Raw genomic sequence first — 21,384 nt, forward strand, 5'->3', positions numbered from 1 at the left:
TTATGTTTTGCGCTCGCCTCGTCTGACGTTATCGCATCAATCTTTTAGCTTTAGCTAATTAGATTGATGTTGATGGCCTTTGTGGCTAGAAAATTACATTTTTGGGAGAAGTTAAGTGAAGGTTACAATTAAGTGGATAGACGGCGTCAGTTTTGTCGGCGAATCAGAAACTGGTCACGCGGTAGTGTTGGACGGCGCACCGGAGAATGGTGGTCGTAACATCGGCATGCGCCCGATGGAAATGTTGCTCATCGGTATGGGTGCTTGCACCTCATTTGATGTGGTGGCTATTCTAAAAAAAGCGCGCCAGCCTATTATTGATTGCGTTGCCGAAATCGATGCGGCACGTGCGGATGAAATTCCAAAAGTGTTTACAACGATACACGTGCACTTTGTGGTGACGGGCGATAACTTAAACCCAACACAGGTAGAACGTGCGGTTAAACTTTCGGCCGAGAAATATTGCTCAGCCTCTATCATGTTGAGCAAAAGTGTCGAGATTACGCATAGCTTTGAAATTAAGCCGCTTAGCGTAGCCGCTACTTAAGCCACTGTAAGCCTTAAGTTTAGGTCAGTATTAGCTTCTGTGAGTTAAGAGGTGATTAAAGGTTGTTGATTGAAGTTTTTACTATAGGCCGCACCATACAAAGAGCTTGCTATAAAAGCCCGCTTATAAGTATTCGGCTCAAATATAATAAAAACCAGCATCATAAAAAAAGGGGATGAAATGTTCATCCCCTTTTTTATTGGGTTAATTGCATCGGGCTGAGCTTTAGCCAGCCCATGCAAGCCGGTAGCTAGCCCGACATGGCGAACGCTTATGCCTCAATTACTTTGATTGTTAGCGGCTGTTCGTCTTCTAGAATATTCAGCAGTCGGTCTACATTAGGATGCTTGCCTGGGCAGTTCTCGGCATCTTCCGTATGCTCTGCATACAGGCTTAAGCCTTCAACCGCGGCATCTAAAGAGATTTCTCCATACATGCGCGCTAAGTGGCTATAAACCTTGATAGAGCCTTGGCTGCCAGGTTTGTTTTCAATCACGCCTGCTGGGCTGCCGTCTTTGTTATACAGCTCGATACGCTCAACATTAGAAGCGTCATCGAGGGTTTGTAGTACATCACTAAATTTTTGCATGGTATTGCCTTAAGAAATAATTAGATATGATAAGTAGTGCTTGTCATGAGCTGCGACATTTTTGTCATGCAGAACTTAATTGGCGCTGGCAGCTCAGCTGCGCCTTGTTGTCTTGCATCGTTAGCGTGCTTGGCTTCATCAATTTGCATTTGTTCAATGATGCGGCGCGATTTTTCATCCGTAGCCGGCAGTTGGTCAAGATGGCTGGCTAAGTGTGCGCCGACTTGTTTTTCGGTTTCTTCTAAAAAGCTTAGGCTCCATTTGTCGCCCAAAGCACCGGCCACTGCGCCGATTGCAAATGAGCCGGCGTAGAACAAAGGGTTGAGTACGCTGGTATGGCCACCTAAAGCTTCTATACGTGATTCGCACCACGCCAGGTGTTCGGTTTCTTCTCGCGCTGCTTGTTGCATGGTGATGCTGGTTGCGGCACTTTGCGCGGTTAGCGCTTGGCCGCTATAGAGAGCCTGCGCACAGACTTCGCCAGTATGATTAACGCGCATCAGTGCACTAACATGTTTCTTCTGCTGGTTATCCATTGGCGATTCATCAATCGCCATATCAGGATGCGCACGCTCGCTGTGTGGCTTGGCAAACAGGGTGCGCAAGCCAGTGTCCAAGGCACAAATTAATTTGTCTGTAGTGAGTAATCTGTTCATGAAAGTTATTCTACGCTCAATTATCTGGGCTAAGCTAGTGTTCTGTGCTTTGTTTTAACTACCTAACACAGGCGCATGCTGATGGTGCCTGTGTTAAGCGCTATTGCTTGCTTATGCCTTAAACCCCATTTGTTTCGCTATGATTTGTATCGGGTGCAGCACATGCACGTCCAAGCCTGCGTGTGCTAAGCCTTGCGTGATGTGCAAGCTACAGCCTATATTGGAGGTGGCCAGTATAGATACCTGATTTGATTTTATGGCGGCCAGTTTATCATTGAGTAGCGTATTGGCCATCTCCGGTTGTGTAATGGCATAAGCGCCAGCACCGCCGCAGCATTGGCCGTTGCCAGGTAGTGCCTGTATGTCGGCAGTCGGAATTTTTTTCAGTAAATCATAAACCGTTTTTTGCGCTTTCTGCCCATTTCGTAGTGAGCAAGGGTCTTGCACAAAAATACGCTGTTGCAGTGGTGCCAGCTGTGCGGTAGACCAGTCGCAATTAATCAAAAAAGTGCTGATGTCCTGCACCTGATGCGTGGCGAGATAGTCTTGCAGGCCAGAGCCACAGCCGCTGGCTACGGTAAGTATGGGCATGGTGCGTTCAAAGCTGGCACTATTTTTAGCAATCAACGCATCTGCCTCAACTGCATCTCCTGCTTGGCGGACAATGCTGCCGCAACAGGTTTGCGCCTTGGGCACGTGTACGTCGTAGCCTAGTGCGTTTAATACATCAATGCTGGCGCTTAATGTTTGGTTGTCAAAAGCATTGCTGGCGCAGCCTAAAAACAGGCTTACCGCGCCGCGTTTAGTTTGGGTTGCCGGGTATAAAGATTTCCAAACGATAGGTTTGGGGATGGTAGGCAGTAAGCGAGCGGCCGGCACCATGCGCTTTAAGGTACCTAGTAGTTTGGCTTTGGATAGTAACCAAAGTGGCCAAGTGCCTATGTAGCTTAATGCACGGTAACGAATAAATGGTTTGGCTAGGCTTAACCAATGGCTTTCTTTCTTGATATACAGTGCGCGCGTGGTATCTACCAGCGCACCATAGCTGACGCTATTTGGACATGCTGATTCGCAGCTACGGCAGCTTAGGCATAAATCAATATGCTCTTTGAAGCGTGCGTTGTTAGGCAAAATGTCTTGCGACACGGCACGAATAAGCTGGATGCGTCCACGTGGAGAGTCTGCCTCTGAGCCCGTTTTTCTATAGGTAGGGCAATGCGGTAGGCACAGGCCACATGCAACGCAGCGGTCAGCTTCAGCAGTGAGTTCTTTAAGTGATAACGTCATGAGCACATTATAATCGTTTTCAATCTCAACATTTCTTAAACAATACCAAGTCGTGATTGCAGACGTAAAAAAACCGCCTCAAGTATTGAGGCGGTTTAATTTACAAAGTAGTCACTTTTATTGCAGCAATACGTTACTCAGTTTTTGGTGCATCTGCTTTTGCCGCAGGGGTAGATTGCACCACAGGCTGGCCTTTAAGTAGATTCATCGCCTGCGTAAATTGAATATCATCTTTGCTTGCAGGTTCAATCGGTGCGCTAGGTTCCGCGAATTTTTTCTCATTCGCTTTAGCTTTAGCGGCATCGCTGCGAGTAGTGCTATCCGCAGGTTTGTTGGCATCAGCATCTTTCGGGTTAGAAAGATGGCGAGATAAATCCGCTTCATGAATTGCGCCAGATTGGTCGGTACCATCTTCTACCAAGTAATCAGGTACAATACCTTTCGCCTGAATAGAACGACCTTTAGGCGTAAAGTAGCGCGCGGTGGTGAGTTTGATCGCTGCGCCATTGTTCATCGGCATGATGGTTTGCACTGAGCCCTTGCCAAAGCTTTGTGTGCCCAGCACTGCCGCACGTTTATGGTCTTGCAATGCGCCTGCCACAATTTCGGAAGCAGAAGCAGAGCCGCTGTTAATCAACACCACCATCGGTACTGTTTTAATGTCGTCAGGCAAATCACGGATGTAGTCGTTTGCTGCGCCGCCACGTACATAGTTTTCTGGTGTCGCGGTAAGCTGCATTTTAGAGTCCGGTGCACGGCCCTCGGTGTACACCACTAGCTCGCCTTTCGGCAAGAAAGCGGCAGATACGCCAACCGCGCCGTTTAATAAACCGCCCGGATCGTTACGTAGGTCTAACACTAAGCCTTTAAATGCACCTTTGTTTTCTGTGTGCATGGTTTTGAGGGCTTTAGCTAGGTCTTCACCGGTGCGCTCTTGGAATTGTGTTACACGTACATAGGCGTAACCTGGCTCTGTGAGTTTGTACTTAACGCTTTTGCTCTTGATAATCGCGCGGGTGAGCGTGAACTTGAGCGGCTTGGTTTCAGTTTTGCGGATAACCGTGAGTACGATTTTAGTATCAGGTTTGCCGCGCATGCGTTTAACCGCGTCATTTAAGGTTAAGCCTTTTACTGGCGTGTCATCCAACTTAACGATTAAGTCACCGCTTTTCAGGCCGGCGGCATAAGCAGGAGAGTCTTCAATCGGTGAGATTACTTTTACTAAGCCATCTTCCATGCCTACTTCAATACCCAAGCCACCGAACTCGCCTTGTGTGGCAACTTGCATGTCTTTAAATGCATCTGGGTCCATGTAGGTGGAGTGTGGATCTAAGCCGGTCAACATGCCGCTGATGGCTTCTGAAATGAGTTTTTTGTCTTCAACCGGCTCTACGTAGTCGGTTTTGATTTTGCCAAACACTTCAGCAAATGCACGCAGGTCATCCAGCGGCAGCTGTGGTTTAACCATTTTTTCTGCAACTGCAGAATAGGTTAGGCTTAGCATAAGGCCAAGCACTAAGCCTGAGCCAACTAGCCCAATTTTTTTAAGCCGGTGATGTTTATTATTTACTTGCATGAATGTAAGGTGTCCTAACAAAAGTAACAGTAACTGATTTATGCTTTAATATCTCAACTCACTTTGAATGCATCAACCTGATGTGGTTTACATATCAAAGCTAGATTCTGGTTTATTGCGCTAGATTTCTCTTGTTAAATATTTTTAGACTAAATATTTACGAGGCCAAATCACTAGCCTAGCGATAACTATGAGTTGCCAAAAAAATTTTAGTTTCAGAGTTTAATCATTATATTGCGCTCTACGCATATTAAACTATATCAGTCGGGACATACAAATTGAGTAAATATATTGTTGAAATCACGTATTGCACGCAGTGTCGTTGGTTATTGCGGGCGGCATGGCTGGCGCAGGAGTTGTTGACCACGTTTGAGCAGGACTTATACAGCGTAGCGTTACGGCCTGGCACTGGCGGCATTTTTGAGGTGCGCTTAAATGATGCGCTGATTTTTTCCAGAAAAGAAGCGGGCAGGTTCCCTGAGTCCAAAGAGATTAAACAGTTGGTGCGTGATAGAGTAGACCCAGACCGTCATTTGGGGCATAGTGATAAAACGACACTTGAAGATTAGTGCTCGAGGATTAATACTTGCCGATTAATGCTGGAGGATTGTTTTCGAGCGTTAGTTGTCTATCGCATGCGTCAGTATTTAACGTGACCGATTTGGCATCGGGCGATATATTTATTTGATAAGAAAGGATTACAAAATGGCAGATCATCACGATAACAGTCCCATTGTGGAAGCACTCAATACTATTTTAGAGTTTGAATTAGCCGGGGTTGTAAGATACACCCACTATTCGTTGATGGTGTTTGGTTACAACCGTATTCCTATTGTGTCTTGGTTGCGCAGTCAGGCAACTGAGTCTTTAGATCATGCAAATAAAGCGGGTGAAATTATTACGCATTTAGGCGGCCATCCGTCATTATCCATCGGCCCTCTGTTAGAAACCCATAATCATGACATCGGTGATATTTTACGCGAGTCTTTAGCACATGAAACTGCAGCTTTAAATGCCTATAAAGCATTATTGAAACTGGTAGAAGGTGATTCAGTGATGTTGGAAGAGTACGCTAGAGAAATGATTTACCAAGAAGAGCTGCATTTAGGTGAAGTAGATAAAATGCTACGTAAACCTGGTGACTTGGCTAAGTTTCACGCCTAATTCAGATATTCACACTTAATATACGCTGGCGGCATTTTCTCGCCAGTTAGTAAAAGGTATTGGCATTAAGGCAGTAAAACAAAAATAAGTATTGAAGAGTTTTAAATGCAGTATCAAACAACAACGAAGCTCATGATTGCGCGGTTAAACGTGCAGCGCTTGGGCTTCGTTTAGTTTTCCCCTGATTGATTTGTTCCCGGTTTAATTCTTGGGTCTGGTTCTATCTCTGACTCTAGGTTGTAGTTCTTAAGATTTAGTCTGAACTTTAGGCTTGTTTTATCTTGAGGCTTAGTTTTTATCTTGGTCTGGCTCTATACGCTGGGCGCCATTAAAGCGTTTACTCCAGTAGCTGGTTTGCATATCATCGACACGCACACCGCCGCCACTGCTTGGCGAGTGAATAAAGCGGTTATTCCCTACATAAATACCCACATGTGAGAAGGTTGATTTAAGCGTGTTGAAGAACACCAAGTCGCCTGGTTGCAAATCACTTTTAGAGACGGACTTGCCGATCTGGCTAATGGCTTTTGCTCCATGCGGCAGACTTAGGTTGGTGGCTTGCTGGTATACATAGCGCACAAAGCCGCTACAATCAAAGCCGGTTTCTGGTGAAGTGCCGCCATATTTGTAGGTAATGCCAGTAAGGCTAAGTGCACTCACTAACACTTCGCGAGCACGTTCCGGCCACGCGTGGTGAGCCTCAACTGGCTCGGCGGGCGCAGATTTCTCTGTCAGTGTGTTGGTGCTGGTAAGCCCATTAGGGGTTGCCGCGCATGATGCGCTGGTGAGTGCAAGCACTAAACAAACTAGATAATTGTAGTAAGTAAATTTTGCCACGGACTCATTATAGTAAACTTAGCCAAAAGTACCAAATGTGACGCTAACTTAAGTTAAAAGCAAACATGAGCGTGCTAACTCATGGGATAATTGCTGTTCTATGAGTGAATACAGTATCCGCCAGGTTTTTGAAAAAGATGGAATTTTAGCTTCGCACATTGCTGGCTACCACGAGCGTACCCAGCAATTGGAAATGGCGTTGGCGATTGCTGATGCCATTGAGCACAATACCCAATTGGTTGCTGAAGCCGGCACCGGTACCGGTAAGACTTTTGCCTATTTGGTACCTGCGTTGCTAACTGGCGGTAAGGTCATCATTTCTACCGGCACTAAAAACCTACAAGACCAACTGTTTAGCCGTGATCTGCCCAATGTGCGTGATGCGCTGAAAGTGCCAGTGACGGTTGCAATGCTAAAGGGCCGCTCCAATTATGTGTGCCATTACCATTTAGAGCGGGCCGCTAACGAAGGGCGTTTTTTAGCGAAAGATGATGCTAAATACGTGCACGTCATCAAGGCGTTTGCTGAGAACAGTAAAACTGGCGACAAAAGTGAGCTGAACAGCGTACCCGAAAGTGCCACGATATGGGCCAACGTTACCTCAACCCGCGATAACTGCCTAGGCGGCGATTGCAACTTCTACAAAGAGTGTTTTGTGATGGAGGCGCGTAAGCAAGCGCTGGCTGCGGATGTGGTCGTGGTGAATCACCATTTATTTTTTGCCGATGTGATGCTGCGTGATGAAGGTGTGGCCGAACTGCTGCCTAGTGCCAATACTGTGATTTTTGATGAGGCGCATCAACTGCCGGAGGTGGCTGGTTTATTTTTTGGCGAGGATATCTCCACCAGCCAGTTAATGGAGTTAGCGCGCGATTGTACCGCGGCTCATTTAAGCCTAGCTAAAGACTGCGTACAGCTAGGTGAGGTGATTCCCGTATTGGAAAAAGCCTGTAAAGATTTTAGGTTGATTTTCTCTTACGAAGGCTCACGCATGCCGGTGCAAAAAGCGCTGGCACTGAAAAACTTTGAACCTACATTTGAACACATGCAGTCTCAACTACAAGCCTTGGCTCAGGTGCTGGAGACGCAGGCCGCGCGTGACCCGCTGCTAGAGAAATGCTGGCAGCGCAGTATGGCGCTGTATGATTTGCTTAGCCGCTGGCATGCTGCCGAGAATAACAACTTAGTGCGCTGGGTTGAGGTGTTTACACAATCCGTACAGTTACACGCTACACCGCTCAGCGTAGCGGAGGGCTTTGGTAAGCAATTAAGTGCACAACCGCGTGCATGGATATTTACTTCAGCTACTTTGGCGGTTAAAAACGATTTTAGCCATTATTTAGCGCAAATGGGTTTGCAAGATGCGGCTACCGCTTCGTGGCAAAGTCCTTTTAATTATCAGGAACAGGCTTTGTTTTATGTGCCGCCTGATATGCCAGACCCCAATCACCCATCCTACACTGCCTGCGTGGCAGCCGCCGCGCTGCCTGTGCTTCAGGCCAGCGGCGGGCGTGCATTCGTACTATCGACCAGTTTGCGTGCGATGCGCGAAATACATGCTTTACTGAAAGACGCGTTTGCAGAAAACGGCATTGAAAGCCCGCTGTTGTTGCAAGGCGATACCTCGCGCACTGAGCTGCTTGATCGTTTCCGCAAGCTGGGCAATGCCGTATTGGTTGGCAGCCAGAGCTTTTGGGAAGGCGTAGATGTGCGCGGTGAGGCCTTAAGTGTGGTGATTATTGATAAGTTGCCGTTCGCACCGCCAGATGATCCTGTATTGTCGGCACGCGTGGATAAACTGAATGCAGAGGGTAAAAATGCATTTATGGAGTACCAGCTGCCGTATTCTGTGATTACCCTAAAGCAGGGTGCCGGGCGCTTGATTCGTGATGAAGACGACCGTGGTGTGCTGATGATTTGTGACCCACGACTGATTACCAAGGCGTATGGCAAGCGCATCTGGCAAAGCTTGCCGCCGTTCAAGCGCACGCGGGTATTAAGTGATGTGCAGGCGTTTTTTGCTAATGATTTAGATTGACTAGTTTAATTATGTGCAATGAGTAGGTAGCGCTTTTTTCCTGCGGTCATTCATTTACCTAACATGCAACCAAATGTAAGTATTTTGTAAAAGTGATGATTAGGGAGTAAATCCTATATTTTTGATATTCTAATTAGTTTAGAATGCGCGTCCTTTATGTTTTTAGCGCCGTTCACCATGTGGCACTGAAAATTTCGCATACGTTTTTAACTTTTGGAATTCATCATGATTCGTTTTTTATCAGCGCTTTTTGCATACGTAGTTCTTTTTGCTTCAACAATTAGTTTTGCTGGCGATTGCAATAAAACAGTGATGGGCGGGGGTTGTACGGCTGAAGCAAGTGCTGGTGTCGCTGCTCATATGCGAAGTCAGCCTGCAGTTAAACCAGCGATTGCCAAAGCAAAAGAGGTGGCGGTAAAAGAGGTAGCTGCACCAAAGAATGTGAAAATGAGTACAGCGGCAAATCAGAAGCCGCAAATTTAGGCAGATACTCATACGCAATAACTTAATACGTAACGCCAAATTAGCTAGCGGTAGCGGTCGGATTTTCTACTGCCGTTAGCACTAAATAAATTAAAAAAGCTGGCTATAAGGTCAGCTTTTTTAATTTTATCTAACTCTTAAACCAATTGGCGCTATAGTTCTCTTTTTAATTGAACTCTCCCAAATTTGTTGCGATGCATCTGATTCAGATTCCAGAAAGTGACTACGAGCTTACTGCAATTCGCGCGCAAGGTGCGGGTGGGCAAAATGTAAACAAGGTTTCCAGTGCGATTCACTTGCGGTTTGATATTCACGCCTCAAGCCTGAGTGATTGGCTGAAAGAGCGCTTGCTTCATCTTAAAGATAACCGTATCAATGATGATGGCGTGTTGGTCATCAAAGCACAGCAGTATCGTACGCAAGAGGCGAACAAAAAAGATGCCGTCCAGCGCTTGCATGAGATTACCAACGCGGCCAATCAGGTCAAACCTACCCGATACGCTACACGCCCCACTTATGGCTCAAAACTGCGTCGCTTAGAAACTAAATCACAACGCGGGCATTTAAAGCAATTGCGTGGCAAAATAGCGGGTGAATAGAGCACCATGTTTTTCTCATCGTTTTATGGCGTTTTAATATGACGCCTTAATCTGGTGTCTTAACTGTTTTGATTAGGATTTAAACCTGTTGTTATGGTCACTGTAAATGGCTGACTCTGGCGCAATTTAACAAGTGTCATTTTAAAATTTAACCAATGAACCTATTAGCTTTTGATACTTCCACCGAGTATTTGTCGCTCGCCATCACGCGCGATAACGCGGTGTTTAACTATGATGTGTTGGCTGGGCAAACCCACTCGCAAATTATTTTGCCGCAGATTCAGCAGTTACTGAGTCAAGCAGGGCTGCAGCTGCAGGATTTAGATGGCTTGGCATTTGGCGCGGGCCCTGGCTCGTTTACTGGTGTGCGTATTGCCGCTGGTGTAGCGCAAGGCTTAGGCTTTGGTGCTAACCTGCTTGTTGTCGGGGTGTGTACCTTGATGGCGTTGGCTGAAGCGAGTGCCGCATCCAAAGTAATCGCCTGTTTAGATGCGCGCATGGGTGAGGTGTATCACGCGGTGTATGTGAAGGAGGCGGACGGCTGGCAGGCAGCCATTGCACCTGGCCTATATAAACCGGATGCTGTACCCGCGGTTGACGGTGATGACTGGGTGGGCGTGGGTAGCGGATGGCAAACTTATGGTGATGTATTAGCCGATGCCTACCGCGGGCAGCTACTCGCTACGCAGCCCCACTTGCTGCCTGTGGCCAGCGCGGTGCTTGCCTTAGCGCGGCCGATATTTGCAGCAGGGGAAGCTAAGTCGGCAGAGCATGCCATGCCAATTTATATCCGCAATCGTGTGGCACTGAAAACTGCTGAGCGTGAACAGGGCTTGCGTTTATGAGCGTACTAGCTAAACCGGAATCTACACCAAAATCTACGCCGCGATATCAATTTCGCGCCATGACGGTAAGCGATTTAGATGCCATTATGGAGATAGAGCCGCACATTTACTCGCATCCGTGGACGCGTGGCAATTTTGCAGACTCGCTTAAATCTGCACATAGCGCGTGGGTGTTGTTGCATGATGACCGGATTGTCGGCTACGCTTTGATGATGATGGTGCTAGATGAGGCGCATTTATTAAATTTAAGTGTCAGCAAGCCATACCAAAAACAAGGCTTGGGGCGATTGCTGCTGGAGCATATGATTCGCATTGCGCAAGCGCTAAAAGCCGCCAATATGTTTCTCGAGGTAAGAGCCAGTAATATTTCAGCGATTGCTCTGTATGAGAACATCGGGTTTAATGAAATGGCAGTACGCCGCGGCTATTACCCGGCACATCATGGGCGTGAAGATGCAATTTTAATGGGATTAGCGATATGAGTTTGATGACGCGTGAGGACGTGCTGCGAGAGCTTGAGTTGCTACCTGTATGGCAATTAAAAGCGCCACTGCCTAGCGTGCAAGCCATACCAATAACAGTCGAGCCAGCACCTGCCGACGCGATTGAAAGCACACCTTTATTAAGCACAGTCATTGAGCAGGTGCCGCTTGAAGGTGTCCATGAGGAGCCTGCTGTGAAGTCCACTGTGGTTACCGCTCCATTCCGCCTGCTGATTAGCGCTGATGCCAGTATGGGATTTGTGTTGGATTGCACATCAAGCAATGCACAGGACATAGAAACGCTATTGAGCAATATGCTGAAAGCGATTAACATAAACTGCAGTATTGATATTGCAGAAGCAAGTGCAGAGACACTAGGCGAGCATGCGATTAAATTGCTACTGGTAATGGGGGAGGCCGCTGCCCATAGCTTGCTGGGGCAATTGCAGGGTATGGAAGATTGGCGCAGTGCCCAAGCCGCCAGCCCGATTTATTACCAGCACTTGCCGGTGGTGATTACTTACCATCCTGCATTTTTGCTTAAAAATACCGCCTATAAGGCTCAGGCCTGGGTTGATTTGTGTGCGGCCAAACGTATTCTGCAAGGGTTGTGACTGGCCAAGACTTGTAAATAAAGATTCAGCACTATATTAAGACCGGTAATATTTAAAGTCGGTAATTGATCAATTTTAGAGGAATCGCAATGAAACATTTAGTTTTGAGATTAATGGCTGTGTTGCTTGTATTAAGCTTAACTGGCTGCGGTTACAATACTTTTCAATCGCTGGATGAAGAATCAAAAGCAGGCTGGTCTGAGGTGTTGAATCAATATCAACGTCGAGCAGATTTAGTGCCGAATTTGGTGAATGTAGTAAAAGGCTACGCTTCACATGAAAAAGAAGTACTGACGCAAGTAGCCGATGCGCGCTCAAAGGTTGGTAGCATGCAAGTGACCCCTGAGCTACTAAACGATCCGGAGGCTTTTGCCAAGTTTCAAGCCGCACAAGGGCAATTGAGCTCTGCATTATCACGCTTGCTGGCAGTGTCTGAAAACTACCCAAATCTAAAAGCGGACCAAGGGTTTAGAGACTTACAGGCGCAGCTCGAAGGCACGGAAAACCGCATCACGGTTGCACGTAATCGCTATATCGAAACCATCAAAAACTACAATGTGGCCGTACGTAGCTTTCCAAATAACCTAACAGCGATGGCGCTAGGCTACAAAGCCAAACCTACATTCACTGTAGAAAATGAAAAGGCGATTTCAGTCGCGCCTACGGTTAATTTCGACAGCAAGTAGTCAGCCTAAGCACTTGCGTGGTTAGCGTGTATTCATTCTTGAGAGCAAGCTGGTTTGCACTGTGCATGATGCTACTGGCATCGTTTACTGTGCATGCCGAGCTTGCGCCTATCCCCGCTTTACAGCACCGTGTTACCGATTTAACCCAAACCCTTAGCCCAGCGCAGCAAAGCGCGCTTGAGCAGAAAATCGCTGCGTTTGAGCAGGAAAAAGGCAGCCAGATTGCGGTGTTAATCGTACCCACTACCCAACCTGAGGCCATTGAGCAGTACAGCATTCGCGTGGCGGAGGCATGGAAAATTGGGCGCGACAAACAAGATGACGGCGTTATTCTGCTGGTGGCAAAAGATGACCGTAAAATGCGCATAGAAGTTGGCTATGGTTTGGAGGGTGCTATTCCTGATTTAATTGCCAAGCGTGTGATTACGGAAATTATGGCGCCAAGTTTTAAACAAGGTGATTTTTATGGCGGCATCAGCAAAGCACTGGATGCACTAATAGGCTTGATTGCTGGTGAGCAGTTGCCTGCGCCTGTGCAGCAAAATAACCAAGGTGGTTTAGGCGACTTTTTACCGTTGCTGCTGGTCGGTGGCTTGATATTGGGCAGTATATTACGTGCAATATTCGGCGACTTTTTTGGCGGTGTATTAAATGGTGGCTTTATTGCCGTGCTGGCCTGGTTCTTTGGTGTGGCTTTGTTAATTGCGCTGTTATTAGGCTTGGTTGCTTTTATTCTCACATTGATGGGCGCATCCGGCTTGGGGCACTTAGGTGGTTATGGCAGCGGCGGCTATGGTGGTGGCCAATCCGATAGTTGGAGTGGCGGCGGTGGTGGCGGCTTTGGCGGCGGCGGCGCATCTGGAGATTGGTAATGACAGCTAAATGGACGCGACGCTTGTTTCGGCATCTTTGCACGCTACCCAGTGCCGTAAAAAAGCATTTTTGTTATGGCGCGATACAGCGTATTGAAGCGGCAATCGCCACCAGTGAGCAGCAGCACTTAGGCGAGATTCGTTTTGCAGTGGAGGCGAGGTTGCCTTTGTCTGCACTACTTGCAAAAAAAACGGCTAAGCATAGAGCGTTAGAAGTTTTCTCCTCATTAAAGGTTTGGGATACAGAACACAATAATGGTGTGTTGATTTACCTGCTGTTAGCCGATCATGATTTTCAGATTCTGGCTGATCGCGGTATCCATCAACATGTGGAAAGCCAGGGCTGGGAGCATATTAGCCGCCATATGGAGCATATGTTCAAGCAAGGGAAATTTGAAGCCGGTGTGATTGAAGGTATTTCAAAAATCAGCGAACATCTTATCCAGCACTATCCGGCGCAAGGTGAAAATAAAAATGAACTGCCAGATGCGCCAGTGGTTTTATAGTTTATTGCTAGGGATAACACTACTACTGCCCTTGAGTGCGCAGGCATCCATTGCCGACATTACGCGCATCTATAAACAAACACCTAAACTGGACGCTTTTGAAATCTGTACTGGCGGCGGCTGTGCCGAGATTAAACAGGTTGCTTTGACCAGTGATGAATGGAAAGTCGTCACTGCTATATTTGAAGACCAGAGTCCTAATAATGCATCTGATGCACCATTAGAGCGCAAGCATATTGCGGAAGCCATTGGCGCACTGGAGAGAGTGGTAGGCGCCAAGACCGGCACTAGCACCGACCGTGCTGGCACCTTTGATAACTCGCGTTATCCCGGGCAGCTAGACTGCAACGATGAAGCCATCAATAGTACGACTTATATGCGCTTAATGTATCAGCATGGCTTGATTAAGCTGCATGCGATTGAGAGTATGGGTACGCGCAGTTATTTTCTTTTTGGCTGGCCGCACAGCACCGCAGTGATTCATGAGCTAGCTAGTGGCGAGCGTTATGCGGTGGATAGCTGGTTTTATGATAACGGTGCGCCAGCCACCATCGTGCCGTTTGCTGCGTGGAAGTCCGGCTATTTCCCAGCGGATAGTCCCATCATCAAAGGCCGCGCTGCAGCCAAATAATGACAGTATGCGCCTACAGCGTGATAAGTATTACTGACTAACACACTGATTATCTGTAAAATTCGCATTTTAATTTAGCACTGAGCTTACATTACTATGCGCGCCTCTCAATTTTTCTTTAACACCCAAAAAGAAGCCCCTAACGAAGCTGAACTGCAAAGCCATATTTTAATGGTGCGTGCCGGCCTGATTAAACGTCTGGGCTCAGGCCTATACAGCTGGATGCCACTAGGCTTGCGTGTACTGCGTAAGGTGGAGCGCGTGGTGCGTGAGGAAATGAACAATGCGGGTGCGTTGGAGCTATTAATGCCAGCGGTGCAGCCGAAAGAGCTGTGGGAAGAAACTGGCCGTTGGGCTGTGTTTGGCCCGCAAATGCTGAAAATTCAAGATAGGCACGAGCGTGAGTTCTGTTTTGGCCCAACGCATGAGGAAGTGATTACCGACATTGCGCGTAAAGAGATTCGTAGTTATAAACAATTGCCTCTGAATTTCTACCAAATCCAGACTAAGTTCCGTGACGAGATTCGCCCACGTTTTGGCGTGATGCGCGCGCGTGAATTTATGATGAAAGATGCCTATTCATTCCACACTGATTTTGCATCGTTAGAACAAACCTATGACACCATGTACCAAGCTTACAGCAATGTATTTACCCGTTTGGGCTTGAAGTTCCGTGCGGTAAAAGCTGATACCGGTGCGATTGGCGGTGATGGTTCGCACGAGTTCCATGTATTGGCAGATTCTGGCGAAGATGGCTTGGCTTACTGTGAGACCTCAGACTTTGCGGCCAACGTGGAGTTGGCGGAAGCGATTCCTGCTAGCACTAGCCGTAGTGCCGCTGCTGAAACCATGCGCGAGGTAGATACGCCTAAGCAAACCGCATGCGAAGACGTAGCGAAATTGTTAGAAATCAGTATAGCGCGCACGGTTAAGGCGATTGCCTTGATTGCGAAAGATGAAGCGGGCAACGCTAAGTTTTATTTAGCCTTGTTACGTGGTGACCACAATCTTAATGAAGTAAAACTGGGTAAAGTGGCAGGCTTCTCTGATTTTAGATTTGCTACTGAAGAAGAAATCCGCGCTAACCTTAACTGCCCACCGGGCTTTATTGGCCCAGTAGGTGTAGGTGCTAATGTGACCGTGATTGCCGATAAAACCGTGGCATCGATGAGCGACTTTGTGTGTGGTGCCAATAAACCTAAATTCCACTTGGCTGGTGTGAACTTTGGCCGTGATTTGCCGGAGCCTGTATTGGTTGCCGATATTCGTAACGTGGTGGCAGGTGATGCCAGCCCTGATGGTAAAGGTGTGTTGTCACTGTGCCGCGGTATTGAGGTTGGTCATATTTTCCAATTGCGTACCAAATACTCAGAAGCGATGAGCGCAACTTACCTAGATGAAAACGGCCAAACGCAAGTGATGGAGATGGGCTGTTACGGTATTGGCGTATCACGTATTGTGGGTGCGGCCATCGAGCAAGGTAACGATGAGCGCGGTATTATCTTCCCTAAGAGCATGGCACCGTTTGAAGTGGTGATTTGTGCGATTGGTTATGATAAGTCTGAGGCTGTGCAAGCGGCTACCAAGAAACTACATGATGAACTACAAGCCGCTGGCGTGGATGTGCTGCTAGATGACAGAGGAGAGCGTCCAGGCGTGATGTTTGCTGAGGCGGATTTGATGGGTATTCCGCATCGTCTGGTGATTGGTGAGCGTGGTCTTAATGAAGGTAATGTGGAGTACAAAGCCAGAACACAAGCTGATGCGCAATCTGTAGCGCTGGCGTCAGTGGTTGAGTTTGTGCAAAAATTGGCTTAGTATCAAGGTGTTGCAGTCATTGCATTAGGGAGTTTGCGTGCTCAAAAAACTACGAATTAGCTTGCTGATGTTGTTAGGTACCCTGGTGCCTCACATGAGTTATGCTGGCTCGCAGATAGAAGAGCCGCTTTCTAACAGCGTGAAGGCGCTGATGCAGCGTAGCGTGAGTGACCGTGCTGCGCCTACGCTGACCTTTGCCACGAAAGAAGAAGGCCAAGCCTGGCTGAACGAAATGTCACAACGCTTGCAAAAGCGCATGCCAGACCAGCAGTATCGAGAAGACTTCTTGCGCACCGTGCATTATGAAGCCAGCCGTGCGGGGTTAGATCCGCAAATGGTGCTGGGCCTGATTCAAGTGGAGAGTGGCTTTAAGAAATATGCAGTGTCATCGGTAGGTGCGCGCGGCTTTATGCAAGTAATGCCGTTTTGGGTGCGTAGCATAGGCGCTAACGACCATAACTTGTTTTTGCTGCGTACTAACCTACGCTATGGCTGTACGATCTTAAGGCACTATGTGGATATTGAGCGCGGTGATTTATATCGTGCGTTGGGGCGTTACAACGGCAGTTTGGGTAAGCCTGAATATCCCAATTTAATCCTCGGTGCTTGGCGTAAAAACTGGGACTACACACCAAATCGCTGGTCAGTGGCACCTAAAAACATTTAATTTAAATATTTTTATATAGATTAAATTGCTACTGCTGTTAATAAGCTAGCAATCATGAGCCATAAAAAAACCGCCTGAAGGGCGGTTTTTTCGTTAATGCTAGCGATTATTATTTTTGTATTTTGAAGCCATAGTAGGTACCAAATTCGCCTTCTGGCTCATGGAACACAAACAGCATTTGGTTGGCGTAACCTAAGCCAGTGTAGTGGTTGTTGGCGCGCAATTTGAGTGTTTTAGGTAAGGCAGATTTACCTACAAATTTACCCGTAATATCAAATAGCAATACAGCTTTATGATCTACATCCAGTAAAGCAAACTCCTCGCCTTTTACTGCAGTATAAGCAATAAATGAGTCGCTCACGTCATCATGCGCGGCACCTGCTTTGTCTAGTTCTAAAGCGATAACACCGACTTTTTCTCGGCTATTAGGGTCAACGATAAACACGTTGTTGCCATGCGCTTGTTTTGCAAAATAACGGTTATGTTCGGCATCGTAGCTAGGAATCGTCGCTGAATCACCAAATGCAGGGTTGAATTGTGAAATCTCGTCAGATGAGTCTTTCAGATCGCCAGACTCGGTTAAGTGGATAGAGAAAATACCCGAGTTAGGCGCAAAGCCTAAATCACTAGAGATGTTATAGGTAACGGTTTCTAGTTTGTGTGTATTGGTGTTGTAGTAAATTGAACGGTTATCGTAGCCTGGGCGTGATGAGTTTACATATTTGCCATTTTCATCATAGGCGTGGATCTGCGATTTTGAGTAAGGCGCTTCCGTTTCGCTACCCATAGGAGCTAAGCCACCATCTGCAATGTAATAGCGTTTAAAGCCAGGTATGTGTGCGACGGTAAATGGGCGTGTAGTCGGCTTTTTTACCATCGGGATTTTAATGCCAACTTCTGCCTCAGGTAGAATCTCCGCATTAGCAGTAGATGCTAGCGTCATTAGGGCAATCGGAATAAGTAGGGTGAGTACGCGCATTTTTTCTCTATTTCTTCAAACGGTTAAGTGTCAGTTAGTCCAAGTGATTTTGGCTTTTGTTCAATTTCGATTTTTGTTCAATATAGTGCAATCAGTAATACTTATGTATTTATGCTAACGGTAGTTTTTCTATAAGCATGGCATCACCATAACTAAAGAAACGATATTCGCCTGCTACTGCATGAGCATAAGCTTTTCTGATGTTATCGGTACCAGCAAATGCAGAGACTAGCATGAGTAAGGTGCTTTTAGGTAGGTGAAAGTTGGTCAGCAATCTATCAACTACGTTGAAGCGGTAACCCGGTGTAATGAAAATATCGGTGTCGCCTTCACCTGCGGCCAATGTACCATTTCTGGCGGCGCTTTCCAGTGCGCGCATTGCGGTGGTGCCAATTGCTGTGACAATGCCGCCATTGGCCTTGGTTGCTTCAATCAATGCGACTGTTTCTGTCGGTACATGAAATAACTCGCTGTGCATTTTGTGGTCGGCTACGCTATCTACGCGCACCGGTTGAAAGGTACCAGCGCCCACATGTAAGGTTACGTAAGCGATATTGACGCCTTTGGCCTTGAGTTGCTCCAGAATCTCTGTATTGAAGTGCAAGCCTGCGGTTGGTGCTGCTACTGCGCCTAAGTGTTTTGCGTACACGGTTTGATAACGCTCTTCATCATGGTCGGTGGCGCCGTGGGTAATATAAGGTGGTAACGGTAGCGCGCCGTGCTGCTCCAGTAATTCAAACACTGAATCTTCACTTAAAAAGCGCAGCTCAAATAAATCATCGTGGCGTGCAGTGACTTCTACGTCAAAAGCATCACTTAGTGTGATGCGGCTGCCAACCTTAGGTGAGCGCGATGCGCGCACATGGGCGTAAGCGGTATTTTGATTAATCACGCGCTCGATCAATACTTCCACATTGCCGCCAGAGTGCTTATTGCCAAATAAACGTGCTTTGATCACGCGGGTGTCATTAAAAATGAGTAAGTCGCCAGCTTTGAAGAAATCCGGGAAGTCTAAAAACTGTTTATCCGTTAATTTACTCGCTGTGCTATTCAGGTATAACATGCGACTGGCAGTGCGTTCAGAGGATGGATGTTGTGCAATTAATGAAGAAGGTAAATAAAAATCGAAATCTTGGGTTTTCATATGGCTCATAGCTTGCTATAATAGCGAAATCGCAATTATACAGGAATGTATAATTCCAAGAGGCCCAGGTGGCGGAATTGGTAGACGCACGGGACTCAAAATCCCGCGCCGCGAGGCGTGCCGGTTCGATTCCGGCCCTGGGCACCAAAAACTAAAAAAGACTTCTCGTAAGAGAAGTCTTTTTTTTTGCCTTAAATTTTTATATGCTGAAGTGATGTAGTGCTTTTGTTTATATGTAACTTATTGATTGTTATGTTTTTTGTTGGTGATTGGCTTTATCGTGTTGATATTCTGTTCATGATTTTACGTAGTTGTTATTCATGAACAGTGACAGTGTGATTTTATTAAATAGCTTCATAATGGAACCATACAAACATGACAGTGCGTTATGTTTAAACCAAATACTTAGGAGAATGATTATGTGGACAACACCGGCAGCTACTGAAATGCGTTTTGGCTTTGAAGTGACTATGTACGTGATGAACAAGTAATGATTGTTCTGCATTAGCAATCTTAGCAGTAAGATAAGGGAGCTTAGGCTCCCTTTGTCATTTATATGACATAAAACTTGCTTATAGTTACCCACTATTAAAGCAGGTAGCGAAGTTACCTACTTCATTTGTAATCAGTTAGAAATCACAAGTTTCTTAAGGAGAGTTAAATGTACACCTATCAACAATATGATGATGTCGCGCTGGATGTGGTGATTGATGCCGGCAAAGTTGCCCGTTTTATCTTTACTGCAGTATTTGTAGCCGCAGTGTTTGTTGTTCCTGCAGTTGTTGCTGTGCGATTTTTTATTATCTAAGCTTAATTATCTTATCCAAACTTATTATCTCAGTTTAGATAAAGCGGCATTAATGTATTCTTCACTTAATGGGCGGACTAATCGCTCAATCTCTACACCGTCTTGCAGAAAAATGAGTGTAGGCCAAAGTTTTACTGCATAGCTTCGACCTAGGCGCTGGCCTTTGCCGTCTTCGATCTTAATATGATGTATGTTGGGATAAGCCTTCATGGCCGCACTGATGTTAGCTTGTGCAGCCTGACAATGACCACACCACTCTGCACCAAATTCTACTAAAGTTGCACCGGGGCGCTGATCAAGAAATTCACGATTAATCGCTTGGTTTTGCTGCATGTGTCTAATAATGCCTCTAAGCAAATAAGTTGAGTGAAAGCAGTGAGTTAATTAAGCTGTGCCCATCCATCCCACAACTTTACCCACAGAAATTGTGGAGTAATCTAGTCAATACCCGTATCAGTTTTTTTACGGGGTTTTATTGCTAAACTATTTATTTAAAGCGCCTGAATGAGCCGGTTACTACGCCCCATACCTCAAAGTTCATTTCTTCTGTGATATTGATGGGCGCATAGTCGGCAGATGAGTTGGCTGGTAGTAGGCGCACATTGCCTTCTTTGCTGCGGCTTAAGGTTTTAATGGTAAATTCACCATCTATCACTGCTAATACAATATCGCCGATAGAGGCAATTTTGGCACGGTCTACGACGGCTTTGTCGCCCGGTAATAGGCCTACGTCGACCATAGAGTAACCTTGAATCGTCACGAAGAAAGTGGTGTCTTTCTTATCAATCAAGAACTCGTTCGGGTCTAGCCTCTGTTCTAAGTGGTCTTCTGCTGGGCTGGGTAAGCCTGCTGACACTTTAGAACTAAATAGAGGCAACTCCATTGATTCTGTTTCTAAAGCGGGTAATTCAAATTGTGTTACTACGTCTAAATCAGTCATCATTTTTTTTCGTTGGTAAGCCGCTAAAAAGTCTTTAATCACAGCGACCTGGCTAGTGGGGATTCTCAGCACAGAAGTTTGCTCGCGAAATTTCCCAGAGCCAATCTTACGGCCCGCGCCTTCGCGCTTGCCGCCTGCTTTATTGATTTTAGCTAAATCATTCATTTAATTAATGTTACGTTAATCAAACGGATGACGCAATTGAATTTCAGTGTGTAAAAGAAATAACAGCGTCTTAAACGCTATTGCCAAGTTAGATGTGAATGGCCGTTTGATTAAAGGCAGTTAAACGCTTCTGCGATAGAGTGTGCCGAGAATTTAGATACGCAGCATGTACCATGATTTGATAGATGCAATTGAATCAATTTAATCACTTCATCAAGTTGCATCACATCCCCCGTGGCAGCTAATGCCAATTGCGCAGTTTTGTGGAGTTTGTACACATTGCCGAGTTTATCAATCAGCATGTCCTGCGGTTGAAAATACATGCGGCTCAGGTCCGGGTTGTGTTCAAAACCTGAGCTGGTGGCGATGAGTATCAACTCATCATCTGAATGTAGTTTGATGACCGCAGGAAATTGTACTAAATTGATACTGGATAGATTCATTGCTGCTT

The 21,384-nt window shown here is 46.5% G+C and carries 27 protein-coding genes and 1 tRNA gene; 18 read left to right on the plus strand and 10 right to left on the minus strand.

Annotated features, from left to right (window positions below; all coding sequences use genetic code 11):
- Positions 1-115 precede the first annotated feature (115 nt).
- Positions 116-547, plus strand: a complete 432-nt coding sequence (locus MMOL_RS02220; protein ID WP_015831385.1) for an OsmC family protein — start codon at positions 116-118, stop codon at positions 545-547.
- A gap of 271 nt (positions 548-818) precedes the next feature.
- Here MMOL_RS02220 and MMOL_RS02230 read toward each other — a convergent pair whose 3' ends face one another.
- The 4 genes from MMOL_RS02230 to MMOL_RS02245 form a co-directional block, all read right to left on the minus strand.
- Positions 819-1,136, minus strand: a complete 318-nt coding sequence (locus MMOL_RS02230; RefSeq protein WP_015831386.1) for a DUF2322 family protein — start codon at positions 1,134-1,136, stop codon at positions 819-821.
- 20 nt (positions 1,137-1,156) lie between these two features.
- Positions 1,157-1,792, minus strand: coding sequence for a 2-polyprenyl-3-methyl-6-methoxy-1,4-benzoquinone monooxygenase (gene coq7, locus MMOL_RS02235; RefSeq protein ID WP_015831387.1), 636 nt, complete (start codon positions 1,790-1,792; stop codon positions 1,157-1,159).
- A 111-nt stretch (positions 1,793-1,903) separates the two neighbouring features.
- On the minus strand, positions 1,904-3,079 hold the full coding sequence (locus MMOL_RS02240) for a (Fe-S)-binding protein (protein ID WP_015831388.1): 1,176 nt from the start codon (positions 3,077-3,079) through the stop codon (positions 1,904-1,906).
- Positions 3,080-3,212: 133 nt separating this feature from the next.
- Positions 3,213-4,655, minus strand: coding sequence for a S41 family peptidase (locus tag MMOL_RS02245; RefSeq protein ID WP_015831389.1), 1,443 nt, complete (start codon positions 4,653-4,655; stop codon positions 3,213-3,215).
- A gap of 278 nt (positions 4,656-4,933) precedes the next feature.
- On the opposite strand from MMOL_RS02245, the gene MMOL_RS02250 reads away from it, so the two are divergent.
- Together MMOL_RS02250 and MMOL_RS02255 are read left to right on the plus strand one after the other, a co-directional pair.
- Complete coding sequence (locus MMOL_RS02250) at positions 4,934-5,224, plus strand: Rdx family protein (protein ID WP_015831390.1); 291 nt, start codon at positions 4,934-4,936, stop codon at positions 5,222-5,224.
- Between the two features lie 136 nt (positions 5,225-5,360).
- Entirely contained in the window at positions 5,361-5,819 is a 459-nt protein-coding gene (locus MMOL_RS02255; RefSeq protein ID WP_015831391.1) for a ferritin-like domain-containing protein, read from the plus strand.
- 288 nt (positions 5,820-6,107) lie between these two features.
- Here MMOL_RS02255 and MMOL_RS02260 read toward each other — a convergent pair whose 3' ends face one another.
- Complete coding sequence (locus MMOL_RS02260) at positions 6,108-6,656, minus strand: C40 family peptidase (RefSeq protein ID WP_015831392.1); 549 nt, start codon at positions 6,654-6,656, stop codon at positions 6,108-6,110.
- A 100-nt stretch (positions 6,657-6,756) separates the two neighbouring features.
- Here MMOL_RS02260 and MMOL_RS02265 point away from each other — a divergent pair, with 100 nt between their 5' ends.
- The 12 genes from MMOL_RS02265 (at position 6,757) to MMOL_RS02320 (ending at position 16,897) form a co-directional block, all read left to right on the plus strand.
- A complete protein-coding gene (locus MMOL_RS02265) occupies positions 6,757-8,694 on the plus strand; it encodes a DNA repair helicase YoaA (RefSeq protein WP_015831393.1) in 1,938 nt (645 codons plus the stop codon).
- A 225-nt stretch (positions 8,695-8,919) separates the two neighbouring features.
- Positions 8,920-9,177 carry a hypothetical protein gene (locus MMOL_RS02270; RefSeq protein ID WP_015831394.1) on the plus strand — a complete coding sequence of 86 codons (258 nt, stop codon included), beginning with the start codon at positions 8,920-8,922 and terminating at the stop codon, positions 9,175-9,177.
- Positions 9,178-9,371: 194 nt separating this feature from the next.
- Positions 9,372-9,776, plus strand: a complete 405-nt coding sequence (gene arfB, locus MMOL_RS02275) for an alternative ribosome rescue aminoacyl-tRNA hydrolase ArfB (protein ID WP_015831395.1) — start codon at positions 9,372-9,374, stop codon at positions 9,774-9,776.
- A 155-nt stretch (positions 9,777-9,931) separates the two neighbouring features.
- Complete coding sequence (gene tsaB, locus MMOL_RS02280; RefSeq protein WP_015831396.1) at positions 9,932-10,621, plus strand: tRNA (adenosine(37)-N6)-threonylcarbamoyltransferase complex dimerization subunit type 1 TsaB; 690 nt, start codon at positions 9,932-9,934, stop codon at positions 10,619-10,621.
- A complete protein-coding gene (rimI, locus tag MMOL_RS02285; RefSeq protein WP_015831397.1) occupies positions 10,618-11,103 on the plus strand; it encodes a ribosomal protein S18-alanine N-acetyltransferase in 486 nt (161 codons plus the stop codon). Before tsaB ends, rimI begins: the two co-directional genes overlap by 4 nt.
- Positions 11,100-11,717 (plus strand): uracil-DNA glycosylase family protein, encoded by a 618-nt coding sequence (locus MMOL_RS02290; protein ID WP_015831398.1) that lies wholly within the window; start codon positions 11,100-11,102, stop codon positions 11,715-11,717. Before rimI ends, MMOL_RS02290 begins: the two co-directional genes overlap by 4 nt.
- Before the next feature lie 89 nt (positions 11,718-11,806).
- Positions 11,807-12,403, plus strand: a complete 597-nt coding sequence (locus MMOL_RS02295; protein ID WP_015831399.1) for a LemA family protein — start codon at positions 11,807-11,809, stop codon at positions 12,401-12,403.
- A gap of 65 nt (positions 12,404-12,468) precedes the next feature.
- On the plus strand, positions 12,469-13,275 hold the full coding sequence (locus MMOL_RS02300) for a TPM domain-containing protein (protein WP_049764461.1): 807 nt from the start codon (positions 12,469-12,471) through the stop codon (positions 13,273-13,275).
- Positions 13,275-13,781: a TPM domain-containing protein gene (locus MMOL_RS02305; protein ID WP_015831401.1), complete on the plus strand. Its 507-nt coding sequence runs from the start codon at positions 13,275-13,277 to the stop codon at positions 13,779-13,781. Before MMOL_RS02300 ends, MMOL_RS02305 begins: the two co-directional genes overlap by 1 nt.
- Positions 13,762-14,412 carry a hypothetical protein gene (locus MMOL_RS02310; RefSeq protein WP_187287227.1) on the plus strand — a complete coding sequence of 217 codons (651 nt, stop codon included), beginning with the start codon at positions 13,762-13,764 and terminating at the stop codon, positions 14,410-14,412. The genes MMOL_RS02305 and MMOL_RS02310 overlap by 20 nt, the downstream gene beginning before the upstream one ends.
- 96 nt (positions 14,413-14,508) lie before the next feature.
- The gene (locus tag MMOL_RS02315; RefSeq protein ID WP_015831403.1) at positions 14,509-16,230 is read left to right on the plus strand and encodes a proline--tRNA ligase; all 1,722 of its coding nucleotides are present in this window, start codon (positions 14,509-14,511) and stop codon (positions 16,228-16,230) included.
- A gap of 67 nt (positions 16,231-16,297) precedes the next feature.
- Positions 16,298-16,897 carry a lytic transglycosylase domain-containing protein gene (locus MMOL_RS02320; RefSeq protein WP_041928639.1) on the plus strand — a complete coding sequence of 200 codons (600 nt, stop codon included), beginning with the start codon at positions 16,298-16,300 and terminating at the stop codon, positions 16,895-16,897.
- Positions 16,898-17,006: 109 nt separating this feature from the next.
- Here the strand turns inward: MMOL_RS02320 and MMOL_RS02325 are convergent, their stop codons facing one another.
- Positions 17,007-17,876, minus strand: coding sequence for a hypothetical protein (locus MMOL_RS02325; RefSeq protein WP_015831405.1), 870 nt, complete (start codon positions 17,874-17,876; stop codon positions 17,007-17,009).
- 109 nt (positions 17,877-17,985) lie between these two features.
- Positions 17,986-19,020 carry a tRNA preQ1(34) S-adenosylmethionine ribosyltransferase-isomerase QueA gene (gene queA, locus MMOL_RS02330; RefSeq protein WP_041928519.1) on the minus strand — a complete coding sequence of 345 codons (1,035 nt, stop codon included), beginning with the start codon at positions 19,018-19,020 and terminating at the stop codon, positions 17,986-17,988.
- 62 nt (positions 19,021-19,082) lie between these two features.
- Between queA and MMOL_RS02335 the strand changes: the two genes are divergently transcribed.
- From MMOL_RS02335 to MMOL_RS12170, 3 genes are all read left to right on the plus strand, one after another.
- Positions 19,083-19,167: transfer RNA gene (locus tag MMOL_RS02335), tRNA-Leu, on the plus strand.
- 272 nt (positions 19,168-19,439) lie between these two features.
- Positions 19,440-19,511, plus strand: coding sequence for a pyrroloquinoline quinone precursor peptide PqqA (pqqA, locus tag MMOL_RS12285; protein WP_012777389.1), 72 nt, complete (start codon positions 19,440-19,442; stop codon positions 19,509-19,511).
- A 170-nt stretch (positions 19,512-19,681) separates the two neighbouring features.
- The gene (locus tag MMOL_RS12170; protein ID WP_015831407.1) at positions 19,682-19,828 is read left to right on the plus strand and encodes a hypothetical protein; all 147 of its coding nucleotides are present in this window, start codon (positions 19,682-19,684) and stop codon (positions 19,826-19,828) included.
- Positions 19,829-19,852: 24 nt separating this feature from the next.
- Here the strand turns inward: MMOL_RS12170 and MMOL_RS02340 are convergent, their stop codons facing one another.
- The 3 genes from MMOL_RS02340 to MMOL_RS02350 form a co-directional block, all read right to left on the minus strand.
- Complete coding sequence (locus MMOL_RS02340) at positions 19,853-20,161, minus strand: thioredoxin family protein (RefSeq protein ID WP_015831408.1); 309 nt, start codon at positions 20,159-20,161, stop codon at positions 19,853-19,855.
- Positions 20,162-20,315: 154 nt separating this feature from the next.
- Positions 20,316-20,933: a LexA family protein gene (locus MMOL_RS02345; RefSeq protein WP_015831409.1), complete on the minus strand. Its 618-nt coding sequence runs from the start codon at positions 20,931-20,933 to the stop codon at positions 20,316-20,318.
- A 110-nt stretch (positions 20,934-21,043) separates the two neighbouring features.
- On the minus strand, positions 21,044-21,376 hold the full coding sequence (locus MMOL_RS02350) for a DUF4144 domain-containing protein (RefSeq protein WP_015831410.1): 333 nt from the start codon (positions 21,374-21,376) through the stop codon (positions 21,044-21,046).
- Positions 21,377-21,384 lie beyond the last annotated feature (8 nt).

The organism is Methylotenera mobilis JLW8 (assembly GCF_000023705.1).
Classification (GTDB): Bacteria; Pseudomonadota; Gammaproteobacteria; order Burkholderiales; family Methylophilaceae; genus Methylotenera; species Methylotenera mobilis.